The organism is Nostoc sp. DSM 114160 (assembly GCF_053470305.1).
The window spans coordinates 78,935-102,488 of sequence record NZ_JBPFGO010000002.1 but is presented as its reverse complement, the minus strand read 5'-3'; the positions used below and the strand labels follow the sequence as shown (position 1 = coordinate 102,488).

Here is a 23,554-nt window from a genome sequence, read left to right as displayed (position 1 = left end):
TAACCAAAACTACCGTATGTAGTGTGGTTAGAATTAGTGGGAGTTAAAAAACTTGATTGCAGTGGCTTTAGCGTCTAAATAAATTAATGTGTATCTACAAGAGATAACTAGCCAATATATAGATTATCATATTTATTCCAAAAAAAAGTCATGTTTCCTTTATATTTCCAAATAATTGGTTAGTTTAAACCTTGGTGATAGTTTTCAAAAATATCTAGTAAATTATGGTAAAAATGCTGAATTGTTGCCAATCAGAGATTAGCGACGGCTTTACAAATGCCAAGGGCGATCGCAGATTTTTTTGGGCTACAGTGTCACCAATACTTTTAACAGTACTGTGCTTAACGACTACTTGTGCTACCAGCGCCCAAGAGTCTCCGAAAACTACCAAATTTATACCCAGGTTAATCTCACAATCACCTGCACCTCCTTTAACAGGTGTAGCATCCTCTGGAAATCAAATTTCCCTCAATGGGCGTACTTTACCTGGAACTTGGTTACAACGGTCTGGAAAATCTGGCCAGGTGACAACCAATATCAGTGATGGGGCATTCAGGCAATTAATTGGAGTAAATTTCTTAAGCAGTAGTAATTCAGCGAAGCAACCAATACAGTGGTTTTCGTCCGTGACAACGCCACTAGTTTTATCCACCAGACTAATAGGAGCATATCGCTATCTGGATATTAGCAATTTTGCTCAAACATCTGGATGGGAAATCCGAACCAATGGCAACATTTTGGTGATTGCTACCCCAAAAACACAAATCACAAATATTGTTCAGAGCCAGGAACCTCTAGAAGCGAGTGCCCCTTTGCAACAGACTCGGATTCGTGTCGATTTAGATCGTCCCACTCCCTGGCAACTTGCACAAGGATCGGCGATCGCCAAACCGCAAACACCATCTTTCGATCCAGATACGCCAACCCCAAAATCCACTGTACCGCCAAATCGGAAGTGGACAATTACTCTTGATGGAATCGCCGATCCCATTTTGATAGAACGCTATACTCCCCAGCCACCAGTAGCACCAATAGCACCACCATTGTTGCCAAACTTGCTCAAACAATTATTACCAGTTACACCAACACAACCAATACCAGCAGCACCAGCCCCAACCCCTGAACCACTGATTCAAAAAGTGGAGGTGGTGAAAAACCAAACCATTATTAGTCTGAGCGTTCCCTTTGGTTTATCACCTCAAGTTAGTACTGTTGCTAACCCCAATCGCCTGATTATCGATATTCGACCCGATCCTTTAGAAGAACGAGATATTACTTGGGCCCCAGGATTGCGCTGGCGACAGCATTATGTCAACTTAGGCACAGAACGCTTTCCGGTGGTCTGGCTAGAAGTTAATCCCCGCAAATTTGGGCTAACATTGAAACCGATGTGGGCTAGTCCTGATGGACTTGCGGGTACTGCTCCCTTAATTCAAACAGCACAACGTTACTTAGCAGTGGCTGGAATTAACGGTGGTTATTTTAACCGTAATAACAGATTGCCATTGGGTGCGATTCGTCGGGATAATCAGTGGTTATCAGGCCCGATTCTTAACCGAGGTGCGATCGCTTGGAATGATTCAGGTCAATTTTACTTCGGTCGTCTCACCTTGGAAGAAACTTTAATTACGGCAAATGACCAGCGCCTACCAATTCTGTTTCTCAATAGTGGTTACATTCAAAGTGGCATTGCTCGTTACACCCCAGCTTGGGGATCGACTTACACGCCGTTGACGGATAACGAAATTATCTTAGTGGTACAAAAAAACCAAATTACTAATCAGTTACCAGGCGGCAAAGTTGGTGAGACGCCGATTCCCATTCCCCAGGATGGCTACCTACTAACTTTACGCGCTAACGCTGCTAGCGCTGCCTCTGGGCTACCTATTGGAAGCGCAGTAAGTATTTCCAGCGCCACTACTCCAGTTGATTTTAGTCGTTATCCCCACATTATCGGAGCGGGACCGCTATTAGTCCAAAATCGTCAAATTGTCCTTGATGCCAAAGGTGAAAAATTCAGCAACGCCTTTATTGCCGAAAAGGCTATTCGCAGCGGTATTTGCACAACGGCAACAGGGACATTAATGATTACTGCCACACATAATCGTGTCGGCGGTTATGGGCCTAATTTGGCAGAACATGCTCAATTGATGCAACAGATGGGCTGTGTAGATGCTTTAAATTTAGATGGCGGTAGCTCTACCAGCCTTTATTTAGGAGGGCAACTACTCGATCGATCGCCCAGTACCGCTGCTCGTGTTCACAACGGAATTGGTATTTTCCTGCAACCACGAAAATGAGGTAATAGGGAAAAACTTAATCCTCAATCCCAGTCACTTTTTAAAGTTTAGAACAACCTATCATTTTGCTTGATGAAGACTTGGTGTAGACATCAGAATTTTAGTAGTAATGGTTTACACCATCAGGTTTGATTTTGCTATGTTTATCAAAGTGCGACAAAATTGCTGATTTCCAAGGTTGCAAGATAGCGCCAAATTTTTTTATCAATAATTAAGAGTACCAACGGTTTGTTATGTCTTCAAATGAGGTAACTATGGCTCGATATCAAGAAACTACACAGACTGAAACTCTACACCTCCCTCCAAACATAACTTCCAGGGGCGTTGCTGCAACAGAATTACGTCCTTGGGGTGCTTTTACAGTTTTAGAAGAAGGGCGCGGATACAAAATTAAGCGCATCGAAGTTAAGCCTGGACACCGCCTCAGTCTACAAATGCACCATCACCGCAGCGAACATTGGATTGTCGTCTCTGGTACAGCTAGAGTAGTTTGTGGTGAGAAAGAAGTACTACTGAGCAATAATGAGTCAACATATGTACCCCAATGTACATCTCATCGTTTAGAGAATCCTGGCGTGATTCCGTTGGTATTGATTGAAGTCCAAAATGGCGAATACTTGGGAGAAGATGATATTATTCGCTACCAAGATGACTATGCCCGTACCAAAGATTAAAACCAAAAGAACGCTATTAATGCTCTAATCCCAAAGCTGAATACATTTTTGTTTGTGTAAACCGTCTTTGTGAACGAACTACTACACCCCAGAAGTCCCTACCTTGACTAGGTGGGGACTGAAGCATGTTAGTGTTATAAATGTAGTAATAGCGATCGCGCTCATGCCTTTGGTGATTTGGAATTTTTTTGCACAAGCAAGGGTCAACCTATCTGTAAAATGGAAGATGGGGTATTCAACTGCAAAAAACGAGTTCCATGATTCATCTGAGTCAAGCAGCCGTAAGTGAGATTGGGCGAATAAAGTCCAAGCAGCCAAATGTCTTGTTTCGATTGGCAGTAAAACCAGGTGGTTGTTCTGGATTCTTTTATGATATGTCCTTCGATGAAACAATAAAAGTTGGCGATCGGGTTTTCAACTTGGATGAGATTCAAGTCGTCATCGATGCCACAAGCTTAAATTACCTCAACGGTTTGAGAGTTGATTATTCAGAAGACTTAATGGGTGGTGGTTTTCGCTTCCACAATCCCCAGGCGATCGCTACCTGTGGCTGTGGCAATTCCTTCTCCTTTAGTCATTAGTCATTGGTTCTCACAAAGGACAAATGACAAAAGACAAATAACAATTGACATAAAGCCGTAAAAAAAGATATAATCAGGATTTGTTAAAACTTAGACCATAAGCAGCTTTACGCGCTGTAACTCATGCCAACAATACAGCAGCTAATACGAAATGAGCGCGAACAAGCGCGTCAGAAAACCAAGTCCCCGGCTCTGAAACAATGTCCCCAACGTCGGGGAGTTTGTACCAGAGTATACACGACCACACCAAAAAAGCCTAACTCAGCCCTACGCAAAGTAGCAAGAGTCAGACTTACCTCTGGATTTGAAGTCACAGCTTACATTCCAGGCATTGGTCACAACTTACAAGAGCACTCAGTTGTGATGATTCGTGGCGGTCGGGTTAAGGATCTACCAGGCGTGAGATACCACATTATCCGTGGCACCCTAGATACAGCCGGAGTCAAAGACCGCAAGCAAGGCCGTTCCAAGTATGGAACCAAGCGTCCTAAAGAAGCGAAAAAATAGGATTAGGCGATTAATCGCATCCAAGACGATTAATCGTCTATCTTAAAAGCGCCCAAGGGCAAAAGAAGGAGCGCCGTCTTTGTTCTAGGAGTTGCGATCAAGGCTACTAAAGTCTGTTTCCAAAAATCAAGCAAACTACATCTACACTAAGCGAGCAAGTGTAGAAGTTCTGAGGAAGAAAATGCTGTAACCCACAGCGAATTTCTCATCTGAACATTAAAGTTTATAATCTTGTCGCCTTGAGTATTTCGTTGCAGATAGTAAGTCAAACAATTTTTGATTTTAGATTTGCGATAGCGTAGCATTAGTGAGTTATCGAGCGTCTTTTGGATTGGTCGAACCCAGCAGGGAATTAGGCTTACAGACTTTTGATTTTTTCAGATCCTTGGGATCGGAATAGATACCAAAAACTTTTAATCCAAAATCCAAAATCCAAAATCCAAAATTGGCAGTAAATAAGTCAGACTTGCTGTAACGGTCGAAAAAACTGAGGAAGTCTGAGGGTTGGGTTGTACCGCTTTTAGTTTCCGGTGTCTGATAGCATATAATTTCGTTGCCAATTCCGAATTAAAGGTGAAGTATGTCTCGTCGTGGTGTTATTCAAAGGCGCCCAGTTCCGTCTGACTCCGTATATAACAGTCGCCTTGTGAGCATGATTATCAGACGGATCATGCGTCATGGCAAAAAATCACTTGCCGCACGCATTGTTTATGATGCATTAAAAACTATTGAAGAACGCACTGGTGCTGGTGCCTTAGAAACCTTTGAAAGAGCAGTGCGAAATGCCACGCCTTTAGTAGAAGTAAAGGCTCGGCGAGTTGGTGGAGCAACCTACCAAGTACCAATGGAAGTGCGTACAGAACGGGGCACTACTTTAGCACTGCGTTGGTTAGTGCAATATTCTCGCTCCAGGCCAGGCCGGACAATGGCCAGCAAATTGGCAAATGAGTTAATGGATGCTGCCAACGAAACTGGCAATGCCATTCGCAAACGCGAAGAAACGCACCGGATGGCGGAAGCTAACAAAGCATTCGCACACTATCGTTATTAAGTAAAAAAGCGATATATCGCTTTGCCGAAGCGGTATATCGTAGATTTACACAAAAAGACGGTTTTCCGTAAAAGTATAGAATCTTAACAAAGAGTAATATACAAGATATCATGAGGCAAAAACTATAGGAGGTAGCTGTGGCACGCACGATCCCGCTAGAGAAAGTACGCAACATTGGTATTGCGGCGCATATAGATGCGGGCAAAACAACAACAACAGAGAGAATATTATTTTACTCTGGGATAATTCATAAAATTGGCGAAGTTCATGAAGGAACTGCCGTCACAGACTGGATGGAGCAGGAGCGGGAACGGGGAATCACCATTACTGCCGCTGCGATCAGTACCAGTTGGAAAGATCATCAAATTAACATTATCGATACTCCGGGTCACGTAGACTTCACAATTGAAGTTGAGCGTTCCATGCGCGTGTTGGATGGTGTGATCGCAGTATTTTGTTCTGTGGGTGGCGTGCAACCGCAGTCTGAGACAGTGTGGCGGCAAGCAGAACGCTACAAAGTTCCTCGGATAGTCTTTATCAACAAGATGGATCGCACGGGAGCGAACTTTTATAAAGTTCACGACCAAATCCGCGATCGCCTGCGGGCAAATGCGATCGCCATTCAACTACCAATCGGTAGTGAAAATGACTTCCAAGGTATCGTTGACCTTGTCCGGATGCGTGCGTATATTTACGCAAACGATCAAGGAACTGATATCCAGGAAACTGATATCCCGGAAGCGTTGCAAGCGCAGGTAGACGAATATCGCACCAAGCTAATAGAAGCTGCGGCAGAAACTGATGATGCTCTGATGACTAAGTACTTCGAGGGCGAAGAACTTACAGAACAGGAACTTCGGACTGCTCTGCGTACAGGCACAATCGCCGGGACAATTGTACCAGTACTATGCGGCTCGGCATTCAAAAATAAAGGCGTACAGTTGATGCTGGATGCCGTTGTCGATTACCTGCCAGCACCAAGTGAAGTACCACCAATTCAAGGCTTACTGCCGAATGGCGATACTGTTGAGCGGCGGGCTGATGACAACGAACCCCTAGCCGCTCTGGCATTCAAGATTATGGCTGACCCTTATGGTCGCCTGACATTTGTTCGTGTTTATTCTGGTGTCCTGAAAAAGGGCAGCTACGTTCTCAACGCTAGTAAGAATAAAAAAGAACGGATTTCCCGCTTAGTTCTAATGAAGGCAGATGAACGGCAAGATGTCGATGAACTGCGAGCGGGTGATTTGGGAGCAGCTTTGGGATTGAAAGACACCTTGACAGGTGACACGCTCTGTGATGAGGGAGCGCCGGTAATTCTGGAATCCCTATTCATTCCTGAGCCTGTAATCTCGGTAGCGGTTGAACCCAAAACCAAAAACGACATGGACAAGCTGTCCAAGGCTCTGCAATCTCTCTCAGAAGAAGACCCCACCTTCCGTGTCCGTGTCGATCCGGAAACAAACCAAACCGTAATCGCGGGGATGGGAGAGCTACACCTAGAAATTCTAGTAGACCGGATGTTACGAGAATTCAAGGTGGAAGCGAATGTAGGTGCACCGCAAGTAGCTTACCGAGAAACAATTCGGAAAGCTGTGAGCAGAATTGAAGGTAAATTTATCCGCCAAAGTGGTGGTAAAGGTCAATACGGTCACGTTGTGATCAATTTGGAGCCTGGAGACCCTGGTACTGGCTTTGAATTCGTCTCCAAAATTGTCGGCGGTTCAGTACCGAAAGAGTACGTTGGCCCCGCAGAACAAGGAATGAAAGAAAGCTGTGAATCAGGTGTTCTAGCTGGATATCCATTGATTGACGTTAAAGCAACGCTAATTGATGGGTCATACCACGATGTAGACTCTTCGGAAATGGCTTTTAAAATCGCTGGTTCAATGGCGATGAAAGAAGCTGTGCTGAAAGCTTCACCCGTCCTCTTAGAGCCTATGATGAAAGTTGAGGTTGAAGTTCCTGAAGACTATATCGGGAACGTCATTGGCGACCTCATTGCTCGCCGAGGGCAGATTGAAAGCCAAAGCACCGAACAGGGACTTGCTAAGGTCGCATCCAAAGTTCCGCTGGCGACCATGTTTGGCTACGCCACTGATATCCGGTCAAAAACGCAAGGTCGGGGTATCTTCACGATGGAGTTCAGCCACTACGAAGAAGTGCCTCGCAGCGTAGCTGAAACTATCATTGCAAAAAGCAAAGGGAACGCTTAGTTAAAATAAGGAAATGAGTATTCATGGCACGCGCAAAGTTTGAAAGGAATAAACCCCACATCAATATCGGTACAGTTGGCCACGTTGACCACGGTAAAACTACCTTGACAGCAGCCATCACCATGACCTTAGCAGCTATGGGTCAGGCTGTAGCTAAAGGCTACGACCAAATTGATAATGCCCCAGAAGAAAAGGCACGGGGTATTACCATCAATACCGCTCACGTAGAGTATGAAACTGCAAATCGACACTATGCTCACGTAGACTGTCCAGGACACGCTGACTATGTGAAGAACATGATCACTGGTGCTGCACAGATGGACGGAGGTATCCTTGTAGTTGCTGCTACCGATGGTCCTATGCCTCAAACCCGCGAACACATTCTGTTGGCAAAACAGGTTGGCGTTCCCAGTCTGGTAGTCTTCTTGAACAAAGAAGACTTGATGGACGATCCAGAACTCTTGGAACTAGTGGAATTAGAACTGAGAGAACTGTTAAGCAGCTATGATTTCCCTGGCGATGATATCCCTATTATCAAAGGCTCTGGTCTGCAAGCTCTAGAAGCAATGACCAAGAATCCCAAGACCCCAACGCGGTGAAAATCCTTGGGTAGACAAAATCTATGAACTGATGGATGCTGTAGATTCTTACATCCCCACACCAGAGCGGGATGTTGATAAACCCTTCCTGATGGCTGTAGAAGACGTGTTCTCAATCACAGGTCGTGGTACTGTAGCCACTGGTCGGATTGAACGCGGTGTAGTCAAAGTAGGCGATAACGTTGAACTAGTAGGTATCAGAGATACTCGCGCTACTACCGTAACTGGGATTGAAATGTTCAAGAAGAGTCTTGAGCAAGGTATGGCTGGAGATAACGCTGGCGTACTACTCCGGGGTATTCAGAAGACTGATATTGAACGGGGTATGGTAATTGCCAAACCAGGTTCAATTAAACCTCATAATGAATTTGAAGGTGAAGTGTACGTCCTTACAGAAAAAGAAGGTGGTCGTAAGACTCCATTTTTCGCTGGCTACCGTCCCCAGTTCTACGTGCGGACAACCGATGTAACTGGTACTATCAAAGCCTATACCTCCGATGAAGGCAAAGAAGTAGAAATGGTGATGCCAGGCGATCGCATCAAAATGACAGTAGAATTGATCAACGCGATCGCGATTGAACAAGGAATGCGCTTCGCTATCCGCGAAGGTGGTCGCACCATCGGTGCAGGTGTCGTCTCCAAAATTATCAAGTAGCACCTTTTTGCTCATAACAAAGGAGCAGAGATGGTATATATTTTGCCTCTCTGCTCCTTTCTCTTCCCTCTATAAATAAGGTAATAGGTTACAGGGGACAGGTAATAGTTTTCTGTAACCTTTACCCTGTAACCTTTAACCTGTAAATACTCCCCTAATTACGCAGAACCTGGAAAATTAAAGATGGCAACTCTACAGCAGCAGAAGATTAGAATTCGCTTACAAGCCTTTGACAGGGGCTTATTAGATACATCTTGCGAGAAGATTGTAGACACCGCTAACCGCACCAACGCTACAGCCATAGGCCCAATTCCTTTACCAACAAAACGCCGGATCTATTGTGTGCTGCGATCGCCTCACGTAGATAAAGATTCACGAGAGCACTTTGAAACCCGTACTCATCGCCGGATTATAGACATTTACCAGCCTTCTTCTAAGACTATTGATGCCCTGATGAAATTGGATCTACCATCGGGTGTAGATATTGAAGTCAAACTTTAATTTAGTCATTAGTCATTGGTCATTTGTCCTTTACTAATGACAAAGGACAAAGGACAAAAGACAAATTACATTAGTATGAATATTTACACAGCCCTGAAGAAATATATCTCAGGGCTTTTATTTAGCTAGGAAACAAATGATAGAATGTAGATAAAGTACGGGAAAAGCAGAGAAAAAGAAATTTTAAAGATTAAGTTTATACCAAAGTAACAATGACATCATCTTCTAAAATTGCAGTTCGCGAACTACCTCTGTTCCCGTTACCCGAAGTAGTTCTGTTTCCTACCAGACCATTACCCCTGCACATCTTTGAATTTCGCTACCGAATCATGATGAACACGATTTTGGAGAGCGATCGCAGGTTCGGTGTTTTGATGTTCGATCCAGTCAAAGGTACAATTGCAAACACTGGCTGCTGTGCCGAAATCATTCATCACCAAAGGCTGCCAGACGATCGGATCAAGATGATGACTTTAGGGCAGCAAAGATTTCGTGTCTTAGAGTATGTTCGTGAAAAGCCATATCGCGTTGGCTTAGTTGAATGGATTGAAGACCAACCACCGACTAAAGATTTGCGGCCTTTATCAACTGAAGTAGAACAACTACTGCGAGATGTGGTGCGTCTGTCAGCCAAATTAACCGAACAAAATATTGAATTGCCGGAAGATTTGCCCGATCTACCAACAGAGTTATCTTATTGGGTAGCCAGTAATCTTTATGGTGTCGCCGCAGAGCAGCAATTATTGTTAGAAATGCAAGATACTGTAACTCGTCTAGAGCGGGAAGCAGAAATTTTAACTTCTACTCGGAATCACTTGGCAGCTCGCGCTGTTCTCAAAGATACATTTAGTTAAAAGTGAGGAGTAGAGACGCGATTAATCGCGTCTGTACAGTGAGGAGTTAGGAAGAAAAACAAAAATAAAAGCTCGACTACTTATAATTTATATTTACTAGCTGATAACTGGTAAATCCTAAATAATAACTCTTAAAAAAGAACTTCTAACTTTTTAAGTAATGGCGGCGATCGGTAAAACATTGTAAGCGCCAAGAATTTTTAAAATCTCTGTGTGGGTAGTTAATTCTGCTAAAGCAGATTGCATTTGTGCTTCTTTGGCATCTGCTTCTAAATCTATGAAAAACAAGTATTCGCCTAGCGATCGCTTCGTCGGACGAGATTCAATTCGGCTGAGGTTAATCCCTAGTTGAGCAAATATTTGCAAAGGTTTGACCAATGCTCCGGGTGTGTTAGCAGGCATACTAAAAGCCAGTGATGTGTGACTAGCAGGCGCTTTTCTTACCTGATATCCAGCCTCCACTTCACCGTGACTTACTACCCAAAAACGAGTAAAGTTTTCTGGATTGTCGTTGATACCACTAGCAAGTATCGGCAGGTTGTAGAGTTGAGCTGCTCTACTAGAAGCGATCGCTGCTGTTGTTGTCTCTTGCTCCAATCGCTGTAGTGCTTCGGTTGTAGAATTGCTGGGAATAATCTGTACAGTCGGGAGAAACCGCTCTAACCATCCCTGACATTGTGCCAAAGCTTGCGGGTGAGAGTAAACAGTTTTAATTATATCTAAGCTAGACGCGCAAGAAATTAACGTATGGACAATGGGTAATATCAAAGCCAACTGAATTCGCAAACTGTCTAACTGCCAAAGTGTATCCAGTGTTGTTGTAACACTCCCTTCAATAGAATTTTCTGCTGGCACAACAGCCAGGTGGGTTTGACCATCAGCAACGGCGTGCAGTGATTGGGAAATGGTGGGATAGGGACATAACCTAGCTTCAACTCCCGTACTTTTAGTTAGCCAGTTGACATAAAAAACAGCTGCTTGTTCTGTGTAAGTGCCGGGAGGCCCTAAATGTGCGATCGATAAAGTCATACTTTTAGCCTTGAGTTGCGAGTCTAATGCCTAAACAAAGATTATGATATTTTGGTTTGGCAAATATATCCAACATTTATTCTTACTAAACACTGTTATCTCTAAAATTTACGCACTAAAGGGATAGAAGGAAATATGTATCCAAGAAAACAAGTTATGAAAATCAGTCTTCTGGCAGATAGATTTCCTAGTAGTTTTTTACTAAATCCCTCTAAAGATTTAAAAGCAATGATATTGGTTTCTACCCAAAATAAAGAGCACATTATTGTTTTTGTGTCAATATTTAAATCATAATCTATATTTCTTGAACCAAGATAGAATGAGCGTAACAACTTTGTGCTAATGAGTATAGCTGATAAGCAACAGTCGTTTTTACAGTCAATAAATTTTGTAATTTTCTAATAATCAAAACTAAGTTGTTAAAAAATATTAAAATTAAGAAACAGATATTTTTATTAGCTCATGGCTACCCGGTTTACTGCCTCCCAATCGGTTGAAATCGCTGTTCCAGAGCAGCCTATTCCCATTCAGCACTACTTGCGTCAGCCTCAACGTCTGGTTAAGGCTTTGGTTGACAATAGCCGGATTCAGCAGCTTTCTGAGGAAGTATTTCGCTTGAAAATGCGTCCGCTGACTTTTATGTCATTGAGTATTCAACCTACTGTAGACATGAGAGTCTGGGCAGAATCAAATGGAATAATTTATTTGCGATCGCTAAACTGTGAAATTTTAGGTTTCGAGTATATTAACCAGCGCTTTGCTCTCAATTTAAAAGGCTATTTGTCTCCCAAAGAGTTTAGCACTGGCACACGCCTGCAAGGAAAAGCTGATTTAGAAGTAGTGGTGGATTTTCCACCGCCATTTTCCTTTACTCCTAAGCCGATTTTAGAAACGACTGGTAATGGTTTGCTCAAAAGCGTGCTGTTGTCGGTCAAGCAAAGGTTATTGAATCAACTTTTGACGGATTATCGCTACTGGGTGATATCACAAACCAAAGATAGAGGACTTGACAGTGATAGTACTGAATTACCAATCCTGAATGCTGAGTAATTTGTTAACAAACAGAATTTAGGAGTCACGAGCCAGAATACCCTTTCAGGGTAGCAAGCTACAGAATTGAACTCTGTAATTAGTAGAAAGTCTGTAGCTTGCTTCCCACAGCTTATCCCCTACTAAACTAATTTATTCTGTATTCTGTATTCTGTATTCTTCTTCAATCACTCAACACTCAGATTTTTGATTTGGCAAGGACGAAAAGACTGACGATGTAGGGGTGAGGACCCGTATTGTTGCAAAGCCAGCAAATGCCGCTGGCTACCATAACCCTTGTTACACTCCAGGTTGTACATAGGGTATTTTAATGCTAGACGCATTATTAATTCGTCACGCCAAATTTTAGCAACAATACTAGCAGAGGCAATAGCGAGCGATCGCTCGTCCCCTTTAACTATTGTTTGTTGCGGCAATAGCAAATCTTTGATTGACTGATTGCCGTCAATTAAGCAGAGTGCAGGCTGTACCTTTAACTTCAGCACAGCCCGCTTCATTGCTAACAACGTCGCTTGCAAAATATTTATCTTGTCAATTTCGGCAGTAGAAGCAAACCCAATTTTCCAATCTATAGCCAGCGCACAAATTTGCTGCGCTAGCTGAGTTCTCCGAGAACTAGACAACTTTTTACTGTCTTTAATTTTAGCTGCCATCAGTATTGGCAAAGCGCGATCTGGTAGGATTACTGCTGCCGCCACCACAGGCCCAAACAGAGCGCCTCGCCCTACTTCATCCACACCTGCAACCAACCCTGGAATATCTGACAAGGTAGAAAATTCTAGCCAAGTGGATTGTTCCAAAGGCGTTGGCGATGTTTCTACCATAAAGCAAATTAATTATCCTCGATCGCTGAAGAACGACGGCGGCGGCGACGGCTGGCTGTGGCGCTACTATTAGCTTCACTTTCATCTGCGATTTCTTTGGCCGCAGCAGCTTTTGCAGACAAGCGTCCCGAAGGATTCACAGTTAACTCCGATGGTGGTTCAGTTGTCTCTTCGAGCAAAGATTTTTGTTCTGGCTCAATAACTTTTGGTGTCGGTATTTTGCTTGCAGTTATTTCAGGTGTTGCCTTTTGGGCAATAGTGATTATTTCAGGTGTTGCTTTTTGGACAATAGTTGATTCTGAGGTTGATTCAATTGGGGTCGTTGGTTTTTGACCGGGCTGAATCACATTAATAATCACAGACTTGGTATTTTTAACCTCTTGCTCTAACTTCACTAAGGGAGATATTCCCATCAAGGCAAATATATCCTGTTCTTGGAGGCTCATTTCTACAGTTCTAATCTCCGGTAGTTCTACCACTGGCTTAACTGGTTCTGCCTTGATAATTTTAGTGCGCTCTACTCTTTCACTCCAGCCTGGTTTACCAAGGGTGGGCGAGGGAATTTCTGGTGCAACTCCTAGTTCTGTTTCTACATCCAGGTCTAAATCTGGCTCGTTAACAAAAGCCAGGGGATTGGGAACAATCCGAGCTTCATCTTTCCCGTTTAACCCATTGACACCAATTCGACTGCGGCGAGTTCGGGTACGGCGCTTATCATTAAGTTCTTGATAACTAGGATGATTGATCAGATTTAGGTTGCTCAATTCCGAGTCGCCGTCAAATCCTTCCCCAAATCCATCATAGGTTTCTCGTGGTTCCGGGATACGCGCAGATGGCTGACGTGGTTCTCGGTGAGGCAAGGATACAAAACGCTCGCGCTCTGGTGTCTCTGTAGGTATCGGTAATCGGTTTTCGAGTTCTCCAGGCAGACGCACGGTATGTCCTAAACCGCCACAGGTGGGGCAAGTTTCACCAAACAATTCATAAATATTTTGGCCCTGACGTTTGCGGGTCAGTTCTACTAAACCCAGTTCAGTAAGTTGGGCAATCTGGGGACGAGCTTTGTCTGCTTTGAGTGCTTTATTAAAGTGTTCGAGAACTTGTAGTTGGTCGCGTCGCGATTCCATATCGATAAAATCAACGACGATCACCCCAGCGATATTTCGCAGACGCAACTGGCGAGCAATTTCTGTTGCTGCTTCGCAGTTTGTCCACAAAACTGTTTCTCTAGCTGTTGCCGATCGCGTAAACGAACCTGAGTTAACATCGATTACGGTTAATGCCTCCGTCGGCTCGATGATAATGTAACCGCCAGAAGGTAGGTCTACCCTTGGTTTCAGGGCTTCTCTAATCGCAGCAGTGATGCGGAAGTACTCTAAAATTGGGGAGCGATCGCGATGATGGTCAATCAACAATCCCTGCGGTGTTTGACCGCCACTCCAATTCTGCAAGTACTGTTTGACGCGCTTCAAACCAGTACTGGAATCTACCACAATCCGATTGACATCCGCGCCGTACATATCCCGCAATACGCGCTGGATAAAGTCATCGTCTCGGTTGAGCAGTGCTGGCGCACGGGTAGAATGGGCTTCTTGCTGGATAGCCTCCCATTGCTTTTGCAGCAACTCCAAATCTTCCATAATCGCTTCTTCGGGTTTACCTTCTGCTTCTGTACGCACAAGCAAACCCATTCCCGCCGGCTTGACCAAAATCGCCAGCGCTCGCAAGCGGTTGCGCTCACTTTCACTTTTAATCCGTCGGGATAAATTTACGCCTCTGCCGTATGGCATCAGTACTACGTAGCGTCCGGGTAAAGTAATATTCCCCGTGAGCCTGGGACCTTTTGTCCCTGTTGGCTCTTTCATTACTTGCACCAAAACTTTCTGTTGTGGTGCAAGTAGTTCTGTAATTGCCGCTGCGGTACGCTTGAGCTTCAATGGTCCCAAGTCGGTAACATGAATAAAACCGTTGCGCTCTGGGTCGCCAATATTCACAAAAGCCGCATCTATCCCAGGTAATACGTTTTCTACTACTCCTAAGTAGATATCACCTATTTGATGATGACCCGTAGCAACAACGAGTTCCTGTATTTGATCTTCAGAAAAAACCGCAGCAATTTGGTGCTGCTCCGCGATGATAATTTGTTTCGGCATTCAATTTCCTCAAAAATTGGCAGCACTTATAGGTTTGAGGTTTGTTGTATCAAGTCCGGTTAATTACTTAATAATTCAAAACTAATTGCGTCTTTGCATCAGTTTGAATTCCCAGTGTTTTCTCGGTTTGATATTATACTTTCGCTGTCCTCGCAACCCTCAAAAGGCGCTACTGATAATAAAAATCGCAAATCTGAGCTTCTAAGTTAAATAGCTATTGGCGCTCTTAAGAGCGTTTTTACGGCTGATTATTCCAGAACTGCTGCATATCGTTTAAGCTATTAAATCAACCGTTCGTGGTTGATTTGTGATGCAATACTCTCAAATCTTGAGAGTTCTGAGTTGAAGTTCTAAATCCTGAGTGAGCATTGTAACTCAGGATGTTTTCTTTGAGAGTAACCTATTGAATTCGTTAAGAAAAAGAAACTATTTCTATTTTCCATTCCCTGGATTTATCTTAGGGTTATACTCAGCAGCCACAGTTGCTACCCTGCCTTGAGCCGTTCTAAACTAAGACAAGCACCGCTTTGCGCGTCTCGCGAACGTCTACAAGTAAGCAGAACCGACAGCAGTTGCTTTAACTCTAAAAAAGTAATGCACTAGCTCTTGGGCACTACGTGGATTAGACATTCAGCAGTTGTTTAAAAAGCATGAATTTAGAGAAGCTAACCGAGCCTGCTGTTAGTTACTGATTCACAAGGTAGCTATATAGATGTGCATTCTTTTATCTGCTTTTTGTTTGTCTAGGATAAAATCCTAGAAGTTGCACTCTAATATCTTTACTTTCGCCCCCTGAATACCAGGGTAGTGAACCAGCTAATTCAATGCAGCGCCAGAAAATTTCTCTTCACCCTATTCTAACGCAACCTTGCTAAAAATCAATTCCTGTGAGCTGCCATTTTAGGACAACTACTAGCAAGTTGCCCTACAGGGATTATACCCCTAAAATTAGCCGATTGCGGTGGATGTGCAGGAGTTGAAATTCTACACCAGCCACTGTCTCTAGCATAAACAGGATTTGTTCGGGACGCAACAGCAAACCGTCCTGGCGATAGCTACCTAAATAACGGATTACAGATGACATAGATTCTGCAATGCTATTGTGGGTTTCTACTAATTCCAGTTCAAATAAGCGATCGCGCAGATTTATTAACTGGCTCTTGCCTGATTTAGTTGTTTGCTCGTACCAAAGTTCCTCTTTTGCTTTGATTGTATCAATCCAGGTTTGCCATTGTATGGGTGTTGTTTCTGCTAGTGCTGTTACAGTAATTAAATACTCTGCGGACTCTAGCAGTTGGGTAGCGGCACTAGCTTTTAAATCTATCTGCTCCACATTATATATAGGTATGTCTGTGGGCATTTCATGAGCCAACTTTCTGAAGAAAGTATCAACTTCCACTGGCACAGTTAACTCAAAATCTGCAATTTCACCGCTGCTAGTAGCCCCTAGAGCCAAAGCAGTTGCTAGAGAAATGCGTGGCATTGGGTGAAACCCACCAGTAAAAGCAATTGGTAAGCCGGATCGCCGCACAATTCGGTCAAACAGACGGATTAAATCAAGATGGCTTATTAAAGCCATATTACCTTGTTTCCCAAACCAAACTCGCAGTCTTTGCGCCTTAGTTGTGTTGGGGACAAATTCGCCAGCAAATTTTGGGATAACAGGTGATTTAATCACCACGTTGTGCCCAAAATCAGTGCCACAGACGCCACAATGAGAACAACCTTCAAAAGAGCAGTCTGGTACAATTGCAGCTTCTAGAGCGCGTTGCAAGTCTTCTTGGAGCCACTTTTTGTCAATCCCGGTATCAATATGATCCCAAGGTAGGGGAATATCGAGGGAGTGGGAAGAGACGCGATTAATGGCGTCTGTACTAGAGAGTGAGGAGTTAGGAGTTAGGAGTTGGGTATTTTCTTCATCTTCTGTGCTCCTGGGCGCCTCTGCGTGAAACAAATTCCATTCGCCATTTTCTACTTGGCGGTATTTCCAATCTAAATCAGCTTGGGCGATCGCAGATCCCCAAGCGCTAAAAGCTCGATCTAAATTTTCATACCAGGAATCCATACCTGCACCCAATTCCCACGCCAGGCGGACTACTTTGCTCAAGTTGCGATCGCCTCGTCCCACAAAATCTTCCATTGCCGAAATGCGGACATCGGTAAAATTTACCTTCACTGCCTTGATTCGGCGGAATTCTTGCCGCAACAGGTTTTGTTTTCGCTTAAATTCAGCGGTAGAAACTGAGTGCCACTGGAATGGTGTATGGGGCTTGGGCGTAAAGTTAGAAATTGTCAGGTTAAAGTTCAGGGGTTTTCTGCCCTTACCCCGACATTCTCGCTGTAGCCAGCTTACCGTTTCCGCAATGCCCACAACGTCAGCATCGGTTTCACCTGGCAAGCCAATCATAAAATACAACTTGATTTTATCCCAGCCTTGCTCCCAAGCGGTTTTTACTCCCCGCAACAATTCTTCATTCGTCAACCCCTTATTCACAATGTCTCGCATCCGCTGAGTACCAGCTTCTGGAGCAAAAGTCAGTCCACCTTGGCGCGTACCTCCCAGGATATTGGCAATATTTTCATCAAATCTGTCTACCCGTTGGCTTGGTAGAGTCAGAGAAATATTTTCATTTTTTAAGCGATTTTTGATTTCCATCCCCACTGCTGGTAGGGACAAATAATCAGAACAACTCAAAGATAGGAGGGAAAACTCATTGTAACCAGTTGCCCGCATACCCTGTTCAATTGCTTCTACAACCTTATCGGGTTCTACATCCCGTGCTGGTCGAGTCAGCATTCCTGGTTGACAGAAGCGACAGCCACGAGTGCAACCACGCCGAATCTCAATGGTCAAACGGTCATGCACCGTTTCTACATAAGGAACTAACCCAATGGAATATGCTGGTATGGGAGTTGCAACCCGTCGCAGAATTCGCTTCGGCACATCTGGACGAAGAGGGTGAACTGAGCCATCCTCTGCCATATCGTAAAACTGAGGCACATATACACCTGGTATCTGTGCCAAATCCAGTAACAGCTGTTCCCGACTTAATCCTGCTTGTTTGCCTTCTTCTAACACCAAACCAATTTCTGGCAGCAGTTCTTCTCCATCTCCAAGGGCGATAAAGTCGAAGAAGTCAGCATAAGGCTCAGGATTTGATGTCGCTGTTTGCCCACCAGCAAAAATCAACGGAAAGTATGACTGGGTATCGATAGATTCCCTGACTCCCTGCCCCTCTGCTCCTCTGCTTCCCTGCCTTTCTTGCCATGTCAAGGGAATTCCAGCCAAATCCAACATTTCGAGGATATTAGTTGCACCCAGCTCGTAACTGAGGCTAAAGCCTAAAATGTCGAATTCTGTCAGCGATCGCTTTGACTCTACCGCAAACAATGGCGTATTAGTTTCGCGTAGTTTGGCTGCCAGGGTCTTTTCCTGGGAGGTAGGCGCGATCGCACAATTGACGCGGTTGGGCATTCAAGATGTTATAAAGGATGATGTGCCCTAAATTAGATGCACCGACTTCATATACTTCTGGGTAGGTTAAAACCCAACGTATTGCTGTCGTACCCCAATCTTTGTGTACCGCTAACAGCTCGTTACCTAAGTAACGTGCTGGTTTTAAAATATCCGACGTTATTAATTTTTCAACTGCAACAACCACTGTGCTATCTTCTAGCTACCTTAATTACAGCTACCTAAACCCAACATTAGCATTGAATTAGGTCTTCTAACAGATTTTATCGTTGCAACTTACAACTCCTTTACATAAAGTCCACTTAATTATTGCCCGAACCTTTGTCTTTTACATAAAGTTATATTTGGGCCAATTTGGCTTCAGCGTCTAATATTTCAAATACCCTATCGAGTTGCGTCAGTTCAAAAATCATTCTAATTTGTGGGGCAACAGCGCTAAGTTGGCAACTTCTTCCTAAAGTCAGAGCCAGCTTGTGTGTAGATAACAATGCCATCAACCCCGCGCTGTCTAAGGATTCTACTGCTGCGAGGTCTACTACCAAGGTGGAAATACCATTTTGCGCCAACGCTGTAGCCATATCTCGTTCAAATTCCAAGGCGTTTGCAGCATTTAAACACCCTTGGGGGCGAATAACTGCAATCTTGGGATAGTTAAGCACTGCCTGCATAGTTACATCCTATTAAGAATTTTGAAGCGTCAAGCTAAGGATTATTTGAACATAAACTCTATTTTGTTGCATCGACCATACGTCTTAGCTCTCTTTGCTGAATCTTTATTGCTTTAGGATGTCTGTTTAAAGATTGTTATAATTCCAGGTTAAAATGTGTTTATATATACTTTTTTTTTATGTCACTTCAAAAACAATCAACTATAGACGGCCATAAAGCAGACAATTTATCAGTAACTATGCTGAGAAAGCTTGCTTAGTCTATAACTAAAGCTAATTTAGCCAAGTCTTAACAGTAGGTTAAATCTTACACTTTAGCGTTGCTGATGGCATACAGCAAAGTCATAGTGAATTATCTCTCTAACTAATTAAATTGTGATATATATCACTACTAAGTTAGTATTTGGATCGCTCTTTATACTGAGGCCAATCTGGGATTATTAGTGTCATATTACAGTTGGGTTATTACTTATGAAAACTCAGTACGCTATTCGTAAATTGGTAGAAAAAGCTCTTGACATTAAAAAACTAACTCCTGAGATAGAGAATGAAATCAACTCAGAACTGACGGAATTAGGGTACATTTCTGATGTTGATTACGAAGCCTTAGAATTATTAATGGCAGAGATGGATGCTGGACGAATCCAGTTGGTTCCTAGCCTGGGATTTTAAAATAATTCATAATCACGCTTTCTAAGAACGCGAATAGCGTGTTGCAGACAGAAGTTCTGTGTAGCTTGCTTCTCTGTAAGGATACGAGGACTCCCTAACGTAATTCGTAATTAAATCTAGCAGGGGGATAAAAGGGCGGTATGATTAGCTAGTATTTTTCTATGAGGTCGATTATTTAAATAGTTAAGGTGGCGTCAGCTGTACTCAAAAACCTCTACATTGTGCATTCTATCGAAAATCGCCATACAGTTCGCTAAACGCTTAAAAAAATTCCTCCCAATCTGTTTGCTGAATTTGTCCACAAGCGGAATGAACTCGTTGCTAAGGGAGTTGATATCATCAATATGGCTACTGGCGAGCCAGATAAACTGACTTCTAGTCATATCCTTCAGGTGATGCATGAAGCGATTGACAACGCTCCTAACCACAATTATCGACCTTACGAAGGGACGAAAAAATTTCTGGTGCGAAGAATTTAGCAATCGAATTTCATAGTCTTCAACACATGAAAAATGCTGGGAATTAGGGACTGGCGACTGGGAAGACAAGGGGGAATTATTCAAGAAGTCTCTATGTTGCCTATTCCCAATGACGGCAGTTGCTCCACTTGGGCAAACCCCAGACGCTCGTACCTCGCTTGCCGCCGGCGCTATGCGCTAAAGCGTCTCCCCTTCTCCCATTCGTGAGAGGCTAGCGCCAAGGGAGAAGACCGCACTGCCTCCCCCATGCCCCATCCTAATCTCCAATCACCAATCCCTCTTGATATGCTTGCCAAAGTTGGTGAATAAACTGATTGAGTTGCTGCTTTGCGGCTGAATCAGGTTCAGTTTTTGGTTCTTTGGCTAAAAGTTGGCTCAAGAAGGTAATTACTTCTGTGTCTAGTGCTGGGCGAAATAAATTGGCAGGCCAAAGTAAGTCAGATGCGTCTCGCAAATCGGTAATTAGGGGTGATTCTTCTATAAAAGTAACCATTAATAAAGGACGCACCCAGCACAACTGGCGGGAAACTACAAATTGAATGACTTCTGCATACAGGTTCCTGTCGCCATACTCTAGAGACACAATTTGTCCCGTTTGAAGAAAATCTAGGCTCATGTCCATCTTGGGCAGGGGCAAGGATTGTTTTGCTTGCAACTTCTTTAATTTTAAAAGTGAAAATGCGCTACGTTTAAGAAAAGCTTCTGTAAGATTAGGGTAGCACTCTTACGGCAGCCATGTCTTAGACGTGTGCCTTATCAGGTGGCTACGCAAAATTAATCAACCAATCCCTGCCAGCAAAGGGTTTTCCTAGCATAGTATCTGAGCAGAAATACTATAGAATAGGTAAACAACTGTTGAGCGATCGCAAAACAGAGACTTTGTTGTAGTGAACTAACGAGAAAAGAGCAAAGAGCCGTGTCAGTTGAAACTATTCAAAAGCCTTCCACAACCCGCAAGCTCGCGCCTCGGTATCGCGTTTTGCTCCATAACGACGACTACAACTCGATGGAGCATGTTGTGCAGTCACTAATAGCCACTGTGCCAAGCCTTACCCAACCCCAAGCTGTGAGCATCATGATGGAAGCCCATACTAACGGGTTAGCTTTAGTCATTACTTGCGCCTTGGAACACGCTGAGTTTTATTGCGAAACATTGATAAGTCACGGTTTAAGTAGCACGATTGAACCTGATGAATAGTCATTGGTCATTTGTCATTTGTCATTGGTCATTAGTCAAAATATAGAGTGTTGGCTGGTGACTGATATTAGTATGAAAAAAAACCTTGTCCGTTTAGCTGAACGCCCTGCCCCTATTAGGCTGGGTGCTTTTATTTTGACTTTATTGTTGCTATGGTTGCCATTGGCTACACCAATATACTTACTAGTGTATGATTCAAACTTAGAAAGTATATTGACATTGGTATTGTTATATGCGATATTTATTCTCCTCCTGAAACTATGGGGTAAATATGTTTACCAGCAGCCCCAAATTCTGCGGCATTATGGCTTAGAATTCACGCGGCAAAACGGTGTGGATTTACTGCGTGGCTTGGCTCTGGGGATAATTAATATTTTGATACTTTTTGGGGTAGAAAGTTTATTGGGTTGGTTGGTGTGGCAACAACCGAAAGTTTTTTTGCTGAAAGTTGTTTTAGAGGGTTTACTTGTTGGCTTAGGTGTTGGATTTGCTGAGGAATTGTTATTCCGAGGCTGGTTGCTAGATGAGTTACAACGAGATTACAGTCTGCGTGTGGCACTGTGGACAGATGCAACTGCCTTTGCTACATTGCACTTTATTAAACCTTTGGAAGCAATTATTCATACACTGCCGCAATTTCCAGCTTTAGTACTGCTGGGATTAACGCAGGTATGGGGAAAGCGTTGGCGGAGGGGACGCTTGGGTTTACCAATTGGTTTACATGGTGGTTTAGTTTGGGGTTACTACATTATTAATGTGGGGAAATTAGTGAAATACTCTGGTGAAGTTCCTGATTGGGTAACTGGTGTGAATAATAATCCCCTGCAAGGAGTGATGGGGGTGTTGTTAATGAGTGTACTAGCTTTGTGGATACGGGGGCGAACTGAGCGATCGCGTCATATATGAAAATAAAAATATTAATCGTATCAGCTTTAGTACTAATTATTCCACTAAGCTTCCTTTTTACTGGGTGTAATAATAAAGACGAAAATAAGGCAATGGATGAAAAGATATCAAAACTTGAGAAAGAAACAGAAAAGCATATTATATATAAGATTCAGGAGCAACAGAGTTACTTCTCCAAACACAAAACCTTTTTTAAACCTCCTGATGAACCAGGAACTAAATATGGTTACTTTCCACCAATTTTCGGAAGAGAAATTTGTTATGGTTACTATACTGAGATAAATGCTGACGTTATCTCTAAGACAACTACTGATGCTGTTTATAGCTATGCCGTTCAAGACTATTGTAATGGAAAGTGGGGCTTTGAGCTTAAGTCGTATGTTGGAGCAGTCTTTGCTGTTCCCATTACTGGAGATAAACAACTGAAAACGCTAAGTATTGTTTGTAAAAGCGTTGAAAGTTTTGCCCCACCCTCTCGCCCAAAATACATTAACGGCATAGTAAAATGCCCCAATAAGACAACGAAAGTATATTAACGCGAGGAAGGACTGAGCGATCGCCTCTCTGATAAGATCAGCACTGGCTTACATAACACTTACCATTTGTGGAACCCACAGAAGAGCAATACTTAGTAATAAATGCCTTAGAAGCTCTAAACTTACTTGTTTGGAGATTATATGATGAAGACACAGGGTATTGGCACATTCAAACTCCTAGCACTGTTTTACCCTTGGCAACGATATTACAAAACGGCGAAGTAGTGACCTTCGGATGGGAATAAAACGATGACGCAATCTAACACCATTAAACAGCAGCAAGCGCAAAGAATATTAGAATTATTTGCGATCGCACGTCAGCGATATTTAGATGCAGGAGGAAATCCTCGACGTACCCCAAGAGGACTCAAGGGAGATGATTATATGACAGATGAGGAAAGGCAAGAAGCGTTGCTGTTAGGAAGGCAAATTTTCCCACAAGAATATATTGATAATACAGCACAGAGCATTAAATATCCTCCCGTGGAAAGCTAGCCCATTCTTCAGGCCTATATCAATTTCCTCTGTGGAAGGTGCGTTTGCTAAATCAGCACATAGTCCCCACAAGGATTGGCGGGGAAAGGTGGAGAGTTTATCTGTTAACTCGCGTTTTATATCAGGAGCAA

Annotated in this window: 23 protein-coding genes and 1 pseudogene; 17 read left to right on the top strand and 7 right to left on the bottom strand. The window is 43.4% G+C overall.

Annotation, left to right across the window (positions count from 1 at the left end; translation table 11 throughout):
* Nucleotides 1-224 precede the first annotated feature (224 nt).
* The 9 genes and pseudogenes from NSTCB13_RS17490 to NSTCB13_RS17450 all read left to right on the top strand — a co-directional run bounded on the left by NSTCB13_RS17490 (nucleotide 225) and on the right by NSTCB13_RS17450 (nucleotide 9,938).
* Nucleotides 225-2,300 carry a phosphodiester glycosidase family protein gene (locus NSTCB13_RS17490; protein WP_448273297.1) on the top strand — a complete coding sequence of 692 codons (2,076 nt, stop codon included), beginning with the start codon at nucleotides 225-227 and terminating at the stop codon, nucleotides 2,298-2,300.
* A gap of 254 nt (nucleotides 2,301-2,554) precedes the next feature.
* Nucleotides 2,555-2,974, top strand: coding sequence for a cupin domain-containing protein (locus NSTCB13_RS17485; RefSeq protein WP_104907515.1), 420 nt, complete (start codon nucleotides 2,555-2,557; stop codon nucleotides 2,972-2,974).
* Between the two features lie 257 nt (nucleotides 2,975-3,231).
* Nucleotides 3,232-3,555 (top strand): HesB/IscA family protein, encoded by a 324-nt coding sequence (locus tag NSTCB13_RS17480; RefSeq protein WP_448273296.1) that lies wholly within the window; start codon nucleotides 3,232-3,234, stop codon nucleotides 3,553-3,555.
* Nucleotides 3,556-3,678: 123 nt separating this feature from the next.
* Nucleotides 3,679-4,062 (top strand): 30S ribosomal protein S12, encoded by a 384-nt coding sequence (rpsL, locus tag NSTCB13_RS17475; RefSeq protein ID WP_012410236.1) that lies wholly within the window; start codon nucleotides 3,679-3,681, stop codon nucleotides 4,060-4,062.
* Nucleotides 4,063-4,642: 580 nt separating this feature from the next.
* A complete protein-coding gene (gene rpsG / locus NSTCB13_RS17470) occupies nucleotides 4,643-5,113 on the top strand; it encodes a 30S ribosomal protein S7 (protein WP_069070112.1) in 471 nt (156 codons plus the stop codon).
* 137 nt (nucleotides 5,114-5,250) lie between these two features.
* Nucleotides 5,251-7,329, top strand: coding sequence for an elongation factor G (gene fusA, locus NSTCB13_RS17465; RefSeq protein ID WP_445631488.1), 2,079 nt, complete (start codon nucleotides 5,251-5,253; stop codon nucleotides 7,327-7,329).
* A 23-nt stretch (nucleotides 7,330-7,352) separates the two neighbouring features.
* A pseudogene (tuf, locus tag NSTCB13_RS17460) lies at nucleotides 7,353-8,583 on the top strand (elongation factor Tu).
* 183 nt (nucleotides 8,584-8,766) lie between these two features.
* Nucleotides 8,767-9,084 (top strand): 30S ribosomal protein S10, encoded by a 318-nt coding sequence (gene rpsJ / locus NSTCB13_RS17455; RefSeq protein ID WP_445631490.1) that lies wholly within the window; start codon nucleotides 8,767-8,769, stop codon nucleotides 9,082-9,084.
* Between the two features lie 212 nt (nucleotides 9,085-9,296).
* A complete protein-coding gene (locus NSTCB13_RS17450) occupies nucleotides 9,297-9,938 on the top strand; it encodes an LON peptidase substrate-binding domain-containing protein (RefSeq protein ID WP_448273295.1) in 642 nt (213 codons plus the stop codon).
* Nucleotides 9,939-10,091: 153 nt separating this feature from the next.
* On the opposite strand, the gene pheA is transcribed toward NSTCB13_RS17450, so the two are convergent.
* Nucleotides 10,092-10,967 (bottom strand): prephenate dehydratase, encoded by an 876-nt coding sequence (gene pheA, locus NSTCB13_RS17445; protein WP_445631491.1) that lies wholly within the window; start codon nucleotides 10,965-10,967, stop codon nucleotides 10,092-10,094.
* Between the two features lie 462 nt (nucleotides 10,968-11,429).
* Here pheA and NSTCB13_RS17440 point away from each other — a divergent pair, with 462 nt between their 5' ends.
* Nucleotides 11,430-12,017: a DUF1997 domain-containing protein gene (locus tag NSTCB13_RS17440; RefSeq protein ID WP_445631492.1), complete on the top strand. Its 588-nt coding sequence runs from the start codon at nucleotides 11,430-11,432 to the stop codon at nucleotides 12,015-12,017.
* Nucleotides 12,018-12,184: 167 nt separating this feature from the next.
* Here NSTCB13_RS17440 and NSTCB13_RS17435 read toward each other — a convergent pair whose 3' ends face one another.
* From NSTCB13_RS17435 to NSTCB13_RS17415, 5 genes are all read right to left on the bottom strand, one after another.
* Nucleotides 12,185-12,841 carry a ribonuclease HII gene (locus tag NSTCB13_RS17435; RefSeq protein WP_448273293.1) on the bottom strand — a complete coding sequence of 219 codons (657 nt, stop codon included), beginning with the start codon at nucleotides 12,839-12,841 and terminating at the stop codon, nucleotides 12,185-12,187.
* Nucleotides 12,842-12,849: 8 nt separating this feature from the next.
* Nucleotides 12,850-14,994: an Rne/Rng family ribonuclease gene (locus NSTCB13_RS17430; RefSeq protein WP_448273291.1), complete on the bottom strand. Its 2,145-nt coding sequence runs from the start codon at nucleotides 14,992-14,994 to the stop codon at nucleotides 12,850-12,852.
* 934 nt (nucleotides 14,995-15,928) lie between these two features.
* On the bottom strand, nucleotides 15,929-18,469 hold the full coding sequence (locus NSTCB13_RS17425; protein WP_448273289.1) for a TIGR03936 family radical SAM-associated protein: 2,541 nt from the start codon (nucleotides 18,467-18,469) through the stop codon (nucleotides 15,929-15,931).
* Complete coding sequence (locus NSTCB13_RS17420) at nucleotides 18,393-18,656, bottom strand: hypothetical protein (RefSeq protein WP_448273288.1); 264 nt, start codon at nucleotides 18,654-18,656, stop codon at nucleotides 18,393-18,395. Before NSTCB13_RS17420 ends, NSTCB13_RS17425 begins: the two co-directional genes overlap by 77 nt.
* Nucleotides 18,657-18,807: 151 nt before the next feature.
* A complete protein-coding gene (locus NSTCB13_RS17415) occupies nucleotides 18,808-19,137 on the bottom strand; it encodes an STAS domain-containing protein (RefSeq protein WP_448273287.1) in 330 nt (109 codons plus the stop codon).
* A gap of 471 nt (nucleotides 19,138-19,608) precedes the next feature.
* Between NSTCB13_RS17415 and NSTCB13_RS17410 the strand changes: the two genes are divergently transcribed.
* Both NSTCB13_RS17410 and NSTCB13_RS17405 read left to right on the top strand, forming a co-directional pair.
* Nucleotides 19,609-19,809, top strand: a complete 201-nt coding sequence (locus NSTCB13_RS17410) for a hypothetical protein (protein WP_292724859.1) — start codon at nucleotides 19,609-19,611, stop codon at nucleotides 19,807-19,809.
* Nucleotides 19,810-20,153: 344 nt separating this feature from the next.
* Nucleotides 20,154-20,288 (top strand): hypothetical protein, encoded by a 135-nt coding sequence (locus NSTCB13_RS17405; RefSeq protein ID WP_445631496.1) that lies wholly within the window; start codon nucleotides 20,154-20,156, stop codon nucleotides 20,286-20,288.
* A gap of 256 nt (nucleotides 20,289-20,544) precedes the next feature.
* On the opposite strand, the gene NSTCB13_RS17400 is transcribed toward NSTCB13_RS17405, so the two are convergent.
* Nucleotides 20,545-20,910, bottom strand: a complete 366-nt coding sequence (locus NSTCB13_RS17400) for a hypothetical protein (RefSeq protein WP_322683624.1) — start codon at nucleotides 20,908-20,910, stop codon at nucleotides 20,545-20,547.
* Between the two features lie 294 nt (nucleotides 20,911-21,204).
* Here NSTCB13_RS17400 and clpS point away from each other — a divergent pair, with 294 nt between their 5' ends.
* The 5 genes from clpS (at nucleotide 21,205) to NSTCB13_RS17375 (ending at nucleotide 23,423) form a co-directional block, all read left to right on the top strand.
* On the top strand, nucleotides 21,205-21,486 hold the full coding sequence (gene clpS, locus NSTCB13_RS17395) for an ATP-dependent Clp protease adapter ClpS (RefSeq protein ID WP_012410249.1): 282 nt from the start codon (nucleotides 21,205-21,207) through the stop codon (nucleotides 21,484-21,486).
* A gap of 72 nt (nucleotides 21,487-21,558) precedes the next feature.
* Complete coding sequence (locus NSTCB13_RS17390) at nucleotides 21,559-22,392, top strand: CPBP family intramembrane glutamic endopeptidase (RefSeq protein WP_448273286.1); 834 nt, start codon at nucleotides 21,559-21,561, stop codon at nucleotides 22,390-22,392.
* On the top strand, nucleotides 22,389-22,928 hold the full coding sequence (locus NSTCB13_RS17385; protein ID WP_448273284.1) for a hypothetical protein: 540 nt from the start codon (nucleotides 22,389-22,391) through the stop codon (nucleotides 22,926-22,928). Before NSTCB13_RS17390 ends, NSTCB13_RS17385 begins: the two co-directional genes overlap by 4 nt.
* A gap of 68 nt (nucleotides 22,929-22,996) precedes the next feature.
* Nucleotides 22,997-23,173: a hypothetical protein gene (locus NSTCB13_RS17380; protein WP_448273283.1), complete on the top strand. Its 177-nt coding sequence runs from the start codon at nucleotides 22,997-22,999 to the stop codon at nucleotides 23,171-23,173.
* A 4-nt stretch (nucleotides 23,174-23,177) separates the two neighbouring features.
* Nucleotides 23,178-23,423, top strand: a complete 246-nt coding sequence (locus tag NSTCB13_RS17375) for a hypothetical protein (RefSeq protein ID WP_448273282.1) — start codon at nucleotides 23,178-23,180, stop codon at nucleotides 23,421-23,423.
* Nucleotides 23,424-23,554: the final 131 nt, after the last annotated feature.